Annotated in this window: 10 protein-coding genes and 6 pseudogenes; 8 read left to right on the top strand and 8 right to left on the bottom strand. The window is 70.4% G+C overall.

Annotated features, from left to right (window positions below):
- Positions 1-654, bottom strand: a pseudogene (locus H8R17_RS38025) (hypothetical protein); the annotation flags it as partial.
- Positions 655-662: 8 nt separating this feature from the next.
- A complete protein-coding gene (locus tag H8R17_RS38020) occupies positions 663-2,135 on the bottom strand; it encodes a site-specific integrase (RefSeq protein ID WP_187827766.1) in 1,473 nt (490 codons plus the stop codon).
- A gap of 211 nt (positions 2,136-2,346) precedes the next feature.
- Between H8R17_RS38020 and H8R17_RS38015 the strand changes: the two genes are divergently transcribed.
- The gene (locus H8R17_RS38015; RefSeq protein WP_187827765.1) at positions 2,347-2,565 is read left to right on the top strand and encodes a hypothetical protein; all 219 of its coding nucleotides are present in this window, start codon (positions 2,347-2,349) and stop codon (positions 2,563-2,565) included.
- A 102-nt stretch (positions 2,566-2,667) separates the two neighbouring features.
- Here the strand turns inward: H8R17_RS38015 and H8R17_RS38010 are convergent, their stop codons facing one another.
- The gene (locus H8R17_RS38010; protein ID WP_187827769.1) at positions 2,668-3,327 is read right to left on the bottom strand and encodes a class I SAM-dependent methyltransferase; all 660 of its coding nucleotides are present in this window, start codon (positions 3,325-3,327) and stop codon (positions 2,668-2,670) included.
- A gap of 483 nt (positions 3,328-3,810) precedes the next feature.
- Here H8R17_RS38010 and H8R17_RS47890 point away from each other — a divergent pair.
- Both H8R17_RS47890 and H8R17_RS38000 read left to right on the top strand, forming a co-directional pair.
- Positions 3,811-3,951, top strand: a pseudogene (locus H8R17_RS47890) (WhiB family transcriptional regulator); the annotation flags it as partial.
- 157 nt (positions 3,952-4,108) lie between these two features.
- Complete coding sequence (locus H8R17_RS38000; protein WP_187827763.1) at positions 4,109-4,459, top strand: DUF488 domain-containing protein; 351 nt, start codon at positions 4,109-4,111, stop codon at positions 4,457-4,459.
- 22 nt (positions 4,460-4,481) lie between these two features.
- Here H8R17_RS38000 and H8R17_RS37995 read toward each other — a convergent pair whose 3' ends face one another.
- Both H8R17_RS37995 and H8R17_RS37990 read right to left on the bottom strand, forming a co-directional pair.
- On the bottom strand, positions 4,482-6,155 hold the full coding sequence (locus H8R17_RS37995; RefSeq protein WP_187827762.1) for an FAD-binding dehydrogenase: 1,674 nt from the start codon (positions 6,153-6,155) through the stop codon (positions 4,482-4,484).
- 38 nt (positions 6,156-6,193) lie between these two features.
- The gene (locus H8R17_RS37990) at positions 6,194-6,820 is read right to left on the bottom strand and encodes a TetR/AcrR family transcriptional regulator (protein ID WP_187827761.1); all 627 of its coding nucleotides are present in this window, start codon (positions 6,818-6,820) and stop codon (positions 6,194-6,196) included.
- A gap of 121 nt (positions 6,821-6,941) precedes the next feature.
- Between H8R17_RS37990 and H8R17_RS37985 the strand changes: the two genes are divergently transcribed.
- The 3 genes and pseudogenes from H8R17_RS37985 (at position 6,942) to H8R17_RS37975 (ending at position 9,494) form a co-directional block, all read left to right on the top strand.
- Positions 6,942-7,571, top strand: a complete 630-nt coding sequence (locus H8R17_RS37985) for an alpha-ketoglutarate-dependent dioxygenase AlkB (protein WP_187827760.1) — start codon at positions 6,942-6,944, stop codon at positions 7,569-7,571.
- 279 nt (positions 7,572-7,850) lie between these two features.
- A pseudogene (locus H8R17_RS37980) lies at positions 7,851-8,203 on the top strand (hypothetical protein).
- Positions 8,204-8,261: 58 nt separating this feature from the next.
- Positions 8,262-9,494: a DUF4032 domain-containing protein gene (locus tag H8R17_RS37975; protein WP_187827759.1), complete on the top strand. Its 1,233-nt coding sequence runs from the start codon at positions 8,262-8,264 to the stop codon at positions 9,492-9,494.
- A gap of 87 nt (positions 9,495-9,581) precedes the next feature.
- Here the strand turns inward: H8R17_RS37975 and H8R17_RS37970 are convergent, their stop codons facing one another.
- The gene (locus H8R17_RS37970; protein ID WP_187827758.1) at positions 9,582-10,457 is read right to left on the bottom strand and encodes a universal stress protein; all 876 of its coding nucleotides are present in this window, start codon (positions 10,455-10,457) and stop codon (positions 9,582-9,584) included.
- 61 nt (positions 10,458-10,518) lie between these two features.
- On the opposite strand from H8R17_RS37970, the pseudogene H8R17_RS37965 reads away from it, so the two are divergent.
- Positions 10,519-10,676: pseudogene (locus H8R17_RS37965) on the top strand (VOC family protein); the annotation flags it as partial.
- Positions 10,659-12,007 (top strand): annotated as a pseudogene (locus H8R17_RS37960) (FAD-dependent oxidoreductase); the annotation flags it as partial. The pseudogenes H8R17_RS37965 and H8R17_RS37960, both read left to right, overlap by 18 nt.
- Positions 12,008-12,166: 159 nt before the next feature.
- Here H8R17_RS37960 and H8R17_RS49540 read toward each other — a convergent pair.
- Together H8R17_RS49540 and H8R17_RS37955 are read right to left on the bottom strand one after the other, a co-directional pair.
- A complete protein-coding gene (locus H8R17_RS49540) occupies positions 12,167-12,340 on the bottom strand; it encodes a GH32 C-terminal domain-containing protein (protein ID WP_399477828.1) in 174 nt (57 codons plus the stop codon).
- 106 nt (positions 12,341-12,446) lie between these two features.
- Positions 12,447-13,046, bottom strand: a pseudogene (locus H8R17_RS37955) (GH32 C-terminal domain-containing protein); the annotation flags it as partial.
- Positions 13,047-13,314 lie beyond the last annotated feature (268 nt).

Here is a 13,314-nt window from a genome sequence, read left to right as displayed (position 1 = left end):
CAAGCCCTCGATCAAGTAGACATGGACGAGGTCAGGACCTGGGGAATTACGTGACGCCGGGCCCGGGGAATTACGTGATCGTTCACACAGCCATTGGAAGTTCTCTGCTGTCCAGCCGCCTTCGACAGGATGTCGGCCGCGTGCGGCGGTAACGAGGGCCTGCCGGTGGGCGGCGTACGTTTTCTCGACCACGGTGCGGCAGACGGTGGTGAGGAGGTCCCACTCCTCCTCCGCGTAGGGAGGCAAGGGCTTGCGGTAGGGCTGCGGGTTGAAGTTCCTTCCCTTCGCGAGTTCTTCCACCCCCGGGGCAAGGCCCCCACCACCTGCGGTGAAGCCCAGGATCATGTGGCGCGTGTGGGCCTCGCGGCCCATCGAGGTGCCCATCCAGTACTCGGCGAGCATGCCACGACTCAACTGGCCGACACCGCCGGTGAATCCTCGGCTTGCGAGGGTCCGCACCATGTGACGGGCGGAACTGACGTAGTGCATGACACTGCCCGCGGCATCGACCGTCCCGTGCGGATGGACGAGTTCGGCCAAGCCGCAGGCCAGATCCCGGGCCAGCCGTGGGTTCGGCAGGCCGTCCAGGACGAACTCCGCGCGGCGGCCGTTACTGAACACGCAGGCGATGCCGAGCGGTTCATCGATGAGCATCGCTGGCATCAGGCTTCCCCGTCCTCGAAATCGTCGGAGAACTCCGCCGCGGCCTCATGTTCGGCCGCCGCGTCGCAGGTCAGCCCGGCCGCAGCCCCGGCACCCTCGTATGCATCCCGGTAGATGCGAGTCGTATCCAGGCGCCGGAGGTACTTTTCCGTCGTCAGAACAGTCGAGTGACCCAACAAATCACGCAGCACCAGCAGCGGGTCCGCCTTGGAGAGGTAGAAGACCAGCGCGGCGTCCGCGTCCGTGTCCCGCACCAGCTTCGCGGCATTCCGGTAGTGCCCGGTGACCAGGTACTCAAGGGTCCTCATCGAAAACGTGTGACGACATCGGTGGGGCCAGACATGCGGGAAGCGGGGCTCGAAGCGGGCCCGGATCCGGTCCGAGGTCCGCTCGAAGACCGTCGCCCAGGCGGTGAAAGGGCCACCCCCGTTTTTCACCGCGAGCAGGCACGATCCGCCCTCGGGGGCGACCAGACGGCGGCGCTCGGCCGGGGTGAGCGAGTCCCACGAGCGGCGGACTCCGTTGACCCGGCCGCCCCGCGGGTCGGGGTCGGTGACCATGAGCGGTTCGCCCCACCGGCGCGGCGGCATCCAGCCGGAGCCCTCCGTGGTGGCCGCCCGGTCCAGTTCCAGGTACTCGTGCAGCCCAGCGAGGGCCTCGTAGGAGGTCCACGTGGTGCGGAACTTCTTGCCCTTGGTGATCCCGGCCGGCACCGGGAACGGGATGGGAATTGCGGTCGGCTCCGACGGCAGGGCGGGGATCTCCCAGGGCAGCAGGTAGGTGAACTCCTGCAGCCGCATCCCGGTGGCCAGCGCGTGATCCCCGACCGCCGCATTGCGGGTCAGCTCCCGCCCGTGGAAACCGGTGTCCTGCGAGCCGTCCGGGGCCAGCCCGCGCAGCCCCTTGCGGAACAGCTCGGTGAAGTCCGGCTCCAGGTACTTGATCGTCACGTGCGGCTTCGGGGTGCGGCGGACCGCCAGATTCACCTTCACCTCCCGGCCGGTCCCGGCGAACAGAGCCCGCGCGGCCCGGTAGGTAAACGGCTCAGCCGCCGCGTACCCCTCGTGCATCGCCCACCGGTAGAACAGCGACAGGATGCTCATGTGCTGGCCCCACGTCGTCGCCGCGAACCGGGCCTTCAACGGACCCGCCACCCGATGCTCGGCGTACCGGCTCAACGCGGCCTTCAGCCGTACCCGCGAGTCGAACAGGCCCACGCCGTGCTCGGCCAGGAACTCCACCCATTCCTTGACCACTCGTGCGTAGTTCTCCCACGAGCTAGGCGCCGGCGCCCCGCTGGCCGGGAGCTCACGCAGCCACTGGTTCACCACCGTCGTCGGACGCGGCGCAGCCGGGCCGTCCTCGAAGCGCAGATCATCGTCGATGAGCACGGGCATCCCCTCGGGGATCAACGGCCGGTACTCGATGTCCCAGGATTGCCAGCCCTGGGACGAGAAGAAGTTCAGGATCATGAGCGCTGACAGTAGAAACACCACACGACCGAGCGCAAAGCCCAAACACCCTGGTCAACCGCTCAGCCGGAGACTATCGCCACACGGAAACTAAGCAGAGACAATGTGCCGCAGGTCATGCAGGCTCCAGTCGGCGCCGAGCGAGGCGTTGACGCGCCCTCGAACATCCGGTGGGCACCGTGGTAGGTCAGGGGTCGGATCGGGTCTCGTCGTGTCCACCACACCGGCTGGGTGCGGCCTCGCGCAACCTGGCCTTGTACTCAGGGACAACCTCGCCGATCGCATCGCCGAGGCCGGACGAGAAGGCTGGCTCGGTGAGATCGAAGGCCTCAAGGTCAGCCTCGCTGCTGCCAAGGACAAGCTCACACAAATGGATGCACACAGCAAAAGCTCAGCAGGCGATCTACCTGGGGATGCCTTCGTTCGGTGAGATCGCCGCACGAGCCAACTGACACCCGGCTCCGCCAGGACACTGGCGGAGCCACTTACGTGAGGGAGTCCAAGTGACGTGCAGTTCTTTTTAGGGATCGACTCACTCTTCGGGGGCGGCAGTCTGGCGGCGCGCGAGAATGATCCCTCCGAGCTTGCTCTCGGCCGAGGTGAGAGTTCTGTGTTCCTCGACGGAGAAGCCGGCCTCGTTGAGCCACGCGATCATCTGGTCGTGCTGCCGACGATGGACATAGACCTTCATCGGGTGCCCGCCATAGCCCTCGGTTTTCAACTTCGACTCATCACCGACATGGAAGCTGAGTAGCAGCGGCCCACCGGGCCGCACCACTCGCCGGAAGTGCGCGAGGACCGTGCCGATCTCGTCGTCGGGGATGTGGATCAGCGAGTACCAGGCAACCAGGCCTGTCATCGAGGCGTCGGCGAGGTCGAGGTCCGTCATGGAGCCGAGATCGAACCGGAGACCGGGGTGATCACGCCGGGCCACCTCGAGCATCCCGGGCGACAGGTCGATCCCGAACGCGTCCAAGCCCAGTTGACACAGGTGAGCCGTGATCCTCCCCGTCCCGCATCCCACGTCAGCAACCGGCCCCCCGCCCCGGGCACCCACCAAGTCCGCGAACAACGCCAGAACAGCGCGCTCCTCGGGTGTTTCCTCCAAGAGGTGACGCGTCAGATCTGCATAGCTAGCAGCCACGGTGTCGTAAGACATCCGCGTGTCTTCCAGCCAGCCGTCAGTGTTCAGTCCCATTCCCACGGCCGCAGGCTACCCAACAGCCCCAGTGGGACGACCTCTTAGCCTCGATTCACCGGGTGATGGTCCGTCCAGTGTCCGGACATGAAAGTGGAGATGCACTCTGACCTGGGAGAATAGGAGTTCTCTAGGCTTCTACTCGACCAGTTCGGAGGTGCATCTCCGGGATGCATTCTTCCATGCCGCCACGTGCGGTGTCCGCAGCGTTTGATGACCCCAACCTGGTCGCGCACGCGGGTCTGGTCCCCGTGATGCGCCTTGCCGCACGTGGGCGACTGTCGGAGCTGGTCCGCGAAACCGTACGCATCGAAGGGGCGGACAACAGCGGTGGGGCGAACCCGGCGGCCAGGTGACGTCGCTGATCGCGGCGATGTGTGCCGGGGCCGACAGCATCGAGGACGCCGACCGACTGCGGCACGGGGCGATGCCCGTGCTCTTCGAGTCACACCACACCGGGCTGGCCCCCAGAGAAGCCGCCGCTGCCCGGGCCGGGTGCGGTGTCTGGAGTGGGCGCTGGACACCGGGCAGTCCATCGGCATCTGGGGCGGGACGAGTGAGACCGAGCGGCGTGCGCTGAAACGGTGGCGCGCGGCCTCCCTCCGGAGCCGGGGATAGCCCCGGATGGGCCGTCAGCGGTGTGCCCTGCCGCAGCGGAGCCCCTCCCGGTCACCGGCCGCCTCGCCGGCCTGTCCCCGCGTCGTACGACGCGCCGGTCGCGCCCCGCCGCAGTACGCTCGCGGCAACCGTCCGTCCGCGTCCGGGGAGGCCGACCGTGAGTGTTCGTGTGCGCCGTGTCTACGATGTGCCCGAGCCGGACGACGGCGTCCGTGTGCTGGTCGACCGGCTGTGGCCGCGCGGCCTGGCCAAGCACGCGGCGCGCGTCGACGAGTGGCCCAAGGCGCTCACCCCGTCGGCCGAACTGCGCCGCTGGTATCACGCGGGCAAGGGCACGTACGAGGAGTTCGCCGACCGGTACGAGGCGGAACTCGCCGCCTCCGAGGCCGCCGAACTCCTCGGCCAGGTGCGCGCCCTGGCGCGCAAGGGTCCCATGACCCTGCTGACCGCCTCCAAGTCGCCCGAGCAGAGCCACGCCGCGGTGCTGGCCCGCCTCCTCGAGCGGTGAGAAGACGGGCCGTGCGGCACGGTCAGGCGGTCTGCCGGGCGGCGGCCCGCCCCGCCGCCCGCCCCGAGAACAGGCAGCCGCCGAGGAAGGTGCCCTCCAGCGCGTTGTAGCCGTGGACGCCGCCACCGCCGAACCCGGCGACCTCACCGGCCGCGTACAGGCCGTCGACCGGGGTGCCGTCGGTGCCCAGCGCGCGGGAGTCGAGGTCGGTCTGGATGCCGCCGAGGGTCTTGCGGGTCAGGATGTGCAGCTTGACGCCGATCAGCGGGCCGGCGGCCGGGTCGAGGATACGGTGCGCGGTGGCGACCCGGCCGAGGCGGTCGCCGATGTAGCGGCGGGCGTTGCGGATGCCCTGCACCTGGGCGTCCTTGCTGTAGGAGTTGGCGATCTGGAGGTCGCGGGCCTCGAGCTGGCGGCGGATCCCGGCGGCGTCGAGGAGTGCCTTGCCGGTCAGCTTGTTCATCTTCTCGACGAGCTGCTCCAGGTTCGGGGCGGTCACGAAGTCCGCGCCCTTGCGCAGGAACGCGTTCACCGGCCCCGGCGCGCCCTTGCCGAGCACCCGCTCCTTCAGGAACCCGGCCCGGTCCTTGGCGGTGATGTCGGGGTTCTGCTCGGAGCCCGACAGCGCGAACTCCTTCTCGATGATCTTCTGCGTGAGGATGAACCAGGAGTGGTCGTAGCCGGCGATGTCCTCGGTGGTGCGCAGGTACTTGAGGGTGCTGAGGGTGTCGTAGCCCGGCAGGCACGGCTCGGGCAGGCGGCGGCCGAGGGCGTCGAACCACATGGAGGACGGCCCGGGCAGGATACGGATGCCGTGGCCGGGCCAGATGGGGTCCCAGTTCTGCAGGCCCTCGGTGTAGTGCCACATACGGTCGCGGTTGACCAGCCGTACGCCCGCCCCGGCGCTGATGTCGAGCATCCGCCCGTCGACGTAGGCCGGGACGCCGGTGATCATCTCGGTGGGCGGGGTGCCGAGCCGCTCGGGCCAGTAGCGGCGGACGATGTCGTGGTCGGCGCCGATGCCGCCGCTGGTGACGATCACGGCCTGGGCGGTGAGTTCGAAGTCGCCGATCGCCTCTCGGCTGGAGGCGACACCACGGGGCGAGGTGTCCTCGGCCAGCACCGTGCCGCGCACGCCGTGCGCCGAGCCGTCCGCCAGGACCAGCTCGTCGACGCGGTGGCGGTGGTAGAAAGTGAGCAGTCCGTCGCGCGCGGCCTGTTTGGCGTGGCGGACGAACGGCTCCACGACTCCGGTGCCGGTGCCCCAGGCGATGTGGAAGCGCGGTACGGAGTTGCCGTGGCCGTGGGCCGTGAGGTCGCCGCGCTCGGCCCAGCCGACGGTGGGCAGGAACGTGATGCCGTGCCCGTCCAGCCAGGACCGCTTCTCCCCCGCCGCGAACTCGACGTACGCGCGTGCCCAGCGCACCGCCCAGGAGTCCTCGTCGTCGAGCCGGTCGAACCCCGCGCTGCCCTGCCAGTCGTTCCAGGCGAGGTCGAAGGAGTCCTTGATGCCCAGGCGCCGCTGCTCCGGGGAGTCGACGAGGAAAAGCCCGCCGAAGGACCAGAAGGCCTGCCCGCCGAGGTTGGCGGCGTTCTCCTGGTCGACGAGGGCGACCCGCCTGCCCCGGCTGGTCAGTTCGTGCGACGCGACCAGGCCCGCGAGGCCCGCTCCGACCACGATGACGTCGGCATCCATGGCGACCTTCCCTTTCTTGACGGGTCATTCCTGAGGGCTCATCCGGAGGTGCCGCTGCCGTCGGTCAGCAGCGCGGTGAGCAGCTGTCCCAGCCAGGCACGAGCGTGCTCGACGTCCCGGTCCAGGAGCAGTTGGATGGTGACTCCGTCGTAGGCGGCGACGACGGCGCGCGAGGCGGCGTCGACGTCGCCGAGGACGGCGGGCAACGGGGTGTGTCCCTGCGCGCGGGCGAGCCGGTCGGCGATCGCGCCCCGCAGCCGCGCCCGGTGTTCCAGCAGGCTCTGCGCGACGGCCGGGTCGCGGGCGGCGTGCACCAGGAAGTCCGTCTTCACCAGGAGCCAGTCCCGGTCCAGCAGCAGCACGTCGGTGACGCGGTCCACGGCGGCGGGCACGTCCAGGTCCGGACCGTCGAGGGCGAGCGCGCCCGAGACCTGCTCGGCGATCACGTCGGCGCGCTCGCGGTAGAGGGCGAAGAACAGCTCGTCGAGGGTGGCGAAGTTGGAGTAGAAGGCGCCCCTGCTGTATCCGGCGGCCTCGCAGACCTCCTCGATGGAGACCCGGCCGAATCCCTTGGCGGCGAACACTTCGAACGCGGCCTGGAGAAGGTTGGCCCGCGTGCGGACACGACGCCTGGTCACGCGCCGCGTCGTTCTCTCCACCGCCATGTCCCGACCTCCGTTCGATACATGAATGTATCCGATACATCGATGCATCCAAAGAGCCTGTTCGCCATCGCGTTCGGCACGCCATGGGAACGGATTTTCGATTCACGGGTACGCTGGATCCATGACCACGCACCTCCAGGCCTCACTCTTCGACCAGACCGACGAGCTGCGGCTCGGCCCTCTCGGCGAGGTGCGCCGGACCGAGCTCGGCCCGGGCGCCTGGATCGACGTACTGCCGGGATGGCTCGGCGGATCCGACGCTCTGTTCGAGCAGCTGGTGGCCGAGGTGCCGTGGCGGGCGGAGCGGCGGAAGATGTACGACCACGTGGTCGACGTGCCTCGGCTGCTCTCGTTCTACGACGCGGACGACCTGCTGCCCCACCCGGTGCTGACCGAGGCGCGCGCCGCGCTGTCCGCGCACTACGCCGAGGAGTTGGGCGAGCCGTTCACGACGGCGGGGCTGTGCTACTACCGAGACGGCCGGGACAGCGTCGCCTGGCACGGCGACCGGATCGGGCGGGGCGCGCGCGAGGACACCATGGTCGCCATCCTGTCCGTGGGCGCGCCCCGGGACCTGCTGCTGCGTCCGGTGCGCGGCGGCGGCGAGACGGTGCGCCGTCCGCTGGGGCACGGCGACCTGATCGTGATGGGCGGGTCCTGCCAGCGGACCTGGGAGCACTGCGTGCCCAAGACCGCGCGCGCCGTGGGTCCGCGCATCAGCGTCCAGTTCCGCCCGCACGGTGTGCGCTGAGCGCGTGCACCGAGGGTTCCCGGGCGGGGCACCGAGGTTCCCGGGCGGCGTGCTCCGGGGCGCAGAGGCGGCTGCTCCGGATGCGCGCGGGGGCCGCCTCCGGTCGACGGTGCCGGAGGCGGCCTCGTCCGTGCGGGCAACTGCTGTCCGGGATGCGGCCGGGGCCCCAACGCCGCCTGGGCGCAGAGGCGTTGGAACCGGACCCACCGGTTCCGCCCGCGCGGTGATCTGCTTTGCTGTTCTCCCCCAGGGGCAGGAACGACAGGACGCGAGACGGTCATGAGCGCGGACGTGCAGCACGTGGCGGACGGCACCTACCTGGTGCACGGCTCGAACACCACTGGGTGATCCTCACGGACGGGGACGCCGTAACACTCGTCGACACGGGCTATCCCGGCGATCGGGAGCAACTCCTCACCTCGCTGGCGGCGGTGGGGTCAGCGGCCACCCGCCCTCGCGCGCGAAGGGCCCGCAGCTGCTGCCCGACATGTTCCACCACGAGCGCGCCCGTGCCGTGGCCGCTGGACATCCTCGCGAAGCTGGACGGCGACCTGATGCTGCCCGGACACGGGCCGGTGCACCGGGGTCCGATACAGGACGCGGCCGACCGGGCCCGCGAGCGGGCCGTTTAAGGTGAGGTGACGATCACCCCGGTCACCCCGGTCACCTCGGAGCAAGGACACCCGGCCCATGGCACTGCAGATCAGCGCGACGAACCCGGAGCACCCCGCGCTCCTGCTGGAACTGCCATGGCACCTGCCGCTGGAGGAGTGGCCGGAGGAGTACCTCGTGCCGCTGCCGCGCGGCATCTCCCGGCACGTCGTGCGCTACTCGCGTGCCGGGTCCGAGGTGATCGCCGTCAAGGAACTCGCCGAGCGGCCCGCGCAGCGCGAGTACGAGCTGCTGCGCGACCTCGACCGGATCGGCATCCCCGCGGTGGACCCGCTCGCCGTGGTCACCGGCCGCACCGACACCGGCGGCGAGCCGCTGGAGAGCGTCCTGATCACCCGGCACCTCGGCGGCTCCATGCCGTACCGCTCGATGTTCGAGACGACCATGCGGCCGACAACCATGCACCGGCTGATGGACGCGCTCGCCGTGCTGCTGGTGCGCCTGCACCTGGCCGGGTTCGCCTGGGGCGACTGCTCGCTGTCCAACACCCTCTTCCGGCGCGACGCGGGCGCGTACGCCGCGTACCTGGTGGACGCCGAGACCGGTGATCTGCATCCGCGGCTGAGCACCGGGCAGCGCGAGTACGACCTCGACCTCGCCCGCGTGAACATCAGCGGTGAGCTGCTGGATTTGGAGGCGTCCGGGGCGCTGCATCCCTCCGTCGATCCGATCGAGTTCGGCATGGAGATCTGCGCCCGCTACCGCAGCCTGTGGGAGGAGCTGACCCGCACCTCGGTGTATCCGGCGGGCAAGTACCACTACATCGAGCGGCGGATCCGGCGCCTGAACGACCTCGGGTTCGACGTGGCCGAGATGCAGATCGAGCACGCCTCCAACGGCGACACGGTCACGTTCGTGCCCAAGGTCGTGGACGCCGGCCACCACCAGCGGCAGTTGCTGCGCCTGACCGGCCTCGACACCGAGGAGAACCAGGCCCGGCGGCTGCTGAACGACCTGGAGAGCTGGATGGCCACCCAGGACGACTACGCCCCCGGCGACCCCCTCGGCGCCCGCCCGGAGGTGCTCGCCCACCGCTGGGTGCGCGAGGTTTTCCGGCCGACCGTGCGCCAGGTGCCGCACGAGCTGCGCGGCGGCGTGGACCCGGCCGAGATCTACCACCAGCTGCTCGAACACCGCTGGTACCTGTCCGAGCGGGCGCAGCACGACATCGGCCTGGACACGGTGGTCGAGGACTACATCAAGAACATCCTGCCCAAGTCGCGCACGACACTGGGGCCGACGGCGGACTGAGCCGCACGGCACACGGAGTCGGACGGGCAGACGGAGTCAGGCGGCAGACGGAGTCAGGTGACGGGCCGAGCCGGACGGCAGGCTGCGTCACGTGGCGTGCGGAACCACCGCCACCGGGCAGTCCGCGTGGTGCAGCACGCCGTGTGCCACCGAGCCGATCCGCGCGCCCACGGCCGTACGACGGGCGCGGCGGCCGACGACCATCAGCTGGGCCCGCCCGGCCACCGACAGCAGCACCTGGCCCGCGCTGCCCAGCTCCACGTGCTCCACCACCGGCACGTCCGGGAATCGTTCCCGCCACGGCCTCAGCGCCGCGTCCAGCGCCTTCTTCTCGTACGGCTCCAGTCCCCCGGCCTCGTCCAGCAGCTTCATGGAGGCGGGGCTGTAGGCGAACACCGGCGGCAGGGTCCAGGCCCGTACGGCGCGCACCGCGGCACCGCGCGCCGCCGCCGTCTCGAACGCGAACCGCAGCGCGTCGGCGCTGTCCTCCGGGTCGCCTTCCTGGCCGACGACGATCTCGCGCCCGGCGGCCTCGGCGGATGCCCGGTCACCGGCGCGGACGAGCACGACCGGCCGGGCGGCCCCGGCGATCACCTGCTGGCCGACGGAGCCGAGCAGGAAGCCGACGACGGGTCCGTGGCCGCGCGAGCCGAGCACCAGCATCTCGGCGTCCGCCGCGGCGGCGACCAGCGTGTCGGCGGTGCCTCCCGCCACGATGTCGGTGGTCACGTCGAGTTCGGGGCTGGGGTCGGTGACGCCGCGCACCGCCTCGCTGACCGTGTCCCGCACCCACCGCTCCTGCGTCTGAGGGTCGCTCACGCCGATCTCCTCGTGCGGCTGGAACCGCCACGCGTGCACCGCCCGCAGCGCCAGCCCGCGCCGGACGGCCTCCCGTGCGGCCCACGCCAGCGCGGCGAGGCTCTCCTCGGATCCGTCGACCCCTGCGGTGATCGGGCGCGTCATGCCTGCTGCCTCCCTGTGATGCGGTCACGTCCGGGCCCAGTCTTCACTACCCTCCCCAAAACGCCTGCACCTCGACGCCCGGCCAGACGACCAGGAGGCGGAGGTCGCCCGGCTCCTCGCGCTCGGCGCCCGCCACGCCGACGTCGGGCAGGGCGAGCAGTCATGGGTGACCTCGCGGACCCCGAAGGCAACGAGTTCTGCGTGCTCGGGGCACGGCGCCCTGACGCCTCGGACCTCAGACGGCACTACGGCGCGTCGTACCGGATCGTGCGCGCCGAGTCCGGCGAGTCGGCGCTCGACGCACTGCTGGAACTGAAGCTGCGCGGCGACCAGGTGGCGGTGGTGCTGGCCGACTACCGGATGCCGCAGATGAACGGCATCGAGTCCTTGGAACGGGCCATGGACGTCTACCCGGGCGCGCGCCGGGTCCTGCTGACCGCGTACGCGGACACGAACGCCGCGATCGACGCGATCAACGTCGTCGACCTGGACCATTACCTGCCCAAGCCGTGGGACCCGCCGAGGAGAAGCTCTACCCCGTCCTGGACGACCTACTGCAGGCCTGGCGGCGCAGCGACTACCGGCCGGTGCCCAGCACCAAGGTCGTCGGCCACCGCTGGTCGGCGCGCTCCTCCGACGTGCGGAAGTTCCTCGCCCGCAACCAGGTGCCCTACCGCTGGTACCCGTCCGACGAGCCGGAGGGGGCGCGGCTGGCCGCCGCCGGACAGGACGGGCAGCGGCTGCCGGTGGTGATCACGCCGGACGGTACGCCGCTGGTGGCGCCTCAGACGCCCGATCTCGCCGCCCGGGTGGGGCTGGCGACGACGCCGACGGCGGACTTCTACGACCTGGTGGTGATCGGCGCCGGCCCGGCCGGGCTCGGCGCGGCCGTCTACGGCGCCTCCGAGGGGCTGCGGACGGTGCTGGTGGAGCGGTCGGCGACCGGCGGCCAGGCGGGCCAGAGCTCGCGCATCGAGAACTACCTGGGCTTCCCGGACGGCGTGTCGGGCGCGCAGCTCACCGACCGGGCGCGGCGCCAGGCGACCCGGTTCGGCGCCGAGATCCTCACCGCGCGCGAGGTGACGGGGTTCGAGGTGAGCGGCGCTGCCCGCATCGTGCGGTTCTCGGACGGCTCGGCAGTCGCCGCGCACAGCGTGATCCTCGCGACCGGCGTGTCGTACCGGGAGCTTGCCGCGCCCGGCCTTGAGGACCTCACCGGCTGCGGGGTGTTTTACGGCTCCGCGCTGACCGAGGCGGCCTCCAGCCAGGGACGCGGCGTGTACATCGTCGGCGGCGCCAACTCCGCCGGGCAGGCCGCCGTGTATCTGTCCCGGGGCGCCAAATCGGTGACGCTGCTGGTGCGCGGGCCGTCACTGTCGGCGTCGATGTCGCACTACCTGATCCAGCAGCTCGACGAGGCGCCGAACATCGCGGTGTGCTGCGGCACGGCCGTCGAGGCGGCGCACGGCTCGGACCACCTGGAGCGGCTAGCGCTGCGGGACGTGGAGACAGGTGCGACCGAACTCGTCGACGAGGGCTGGCTGTTCGTGCATGCGGAATCGCTCCTTGTCGAACCCGGGCGCGCATGCACGGCGGGCTCGGTGGTGTTGCCAACAGTCTGTTCAGGGGTGAAGCGGCTGATAAGGGCGCGCGAGGCGAACCCGGTGTGCTGTCCTATGCGGCGGTGCCGGACAGCACACCGGGGGCGGTCACTTCCAGATGGATGCCAGTTGCCAGGCCCGCATACCGGTGAGGGTGGCGGTTCCGTTTTCGGCGAAGACGTCGACGCCGGTGCTGGACGGGTCGGGGAAGATCTGGTCGGTGAGGACGACCTGTTGGCCTTGGGCGTTCTCGGCGTAGACCTCGACGGAGGAGGCGTCCACGAGGACGTGCAGGTGCAGGGGCTTGCCGTCGAGTGCGAGGGGGGGCGTGCTCGGTGCTGGAGAAGGTGGGGTCGAAGTCGGTCGCGCCCGAGGCGGTGCGGTCCAGGTAGACCTGGCCGGTGCTGGTGTCGTAGCCGATCCGGGTGCGCTGTCCGGCGCCGGTGCGGACGTCGAGGCCGAAGCGGGTGGCGGTGCCTGGGGTGAGGTCGGTCTTGAGTTCGAGAGTGCTGCCGTGGACGCCGAGCGGGGTCGTGCCGTTGGTGACAGTGGTGCCCGGGAGGTCGGTTTCGGAGCCGCGGAGGGTGTGCAGTTCGCTGACCGGCTCTTGGACCAGCTGTGTCTTGCCGTTGACGGTGCGCAGGGCGAGCTGGCGGGGGAAGGTGTCGGCGCTGCGCCAGGGGCTGGTGGGGATATTCCCGCCGTAGTTCCAGTTGTTCATCCAGGCGATCATGACGCGCCGTCCGCCGGGGGCGTCGTTGAAGCTGTTGGCGGCGTAGAAGTCCTGGCCGTAGTCGAGCCAGTGGGCGCGCTGGACGCTGGAGAGGGCGGGCTTGTCGGCGGCGGTGAACTGGTCGGCGAGGACGTGTCCCCAGCCGGCGGTGTTGGCGTCGACGATCTGGATCTGGACCTGCTTGCCCTTGTAGGCGGCGGTGTTGAAGGAGGCCCAGTCCAGGTTCTCGGAGTTGGCGCCGGTCGCACTCTGCACGACCTTGCCGTCCACGAGCAGGTTGACGCCGGTCTCGTCGGAGTGGGGCTTTGCCTGGGTGTCGGAGAGGACCACCTGGTCGAGGTTGATATGGCCCCAGCCGCCCGTGTTGGCGTCCACGACCTTGATCTGGGCCTGCTTGCCCTGCAGGTCGGACAGGTCCCAGGAGGCCCAGTTCAGGGCCTCGCCGTTGGCGCCCGTGGCGGAACGCACCACCTTGCCGTCGACGACGAGTTCGACGGCGGTGGGGGCGTCGGAGCTGGCGGCG

Source organism: Streptomyces sp. TRM68367, assembly GCF_014495685.1.
GTDB lineage: Bacteria > Actinomycetota > Actinomycetes > Streptomycetales > Streptomycetaceae > Streptomyces.
This window is presented reverse-complemented; position numbering and strand designations above follow the sequence as displayed.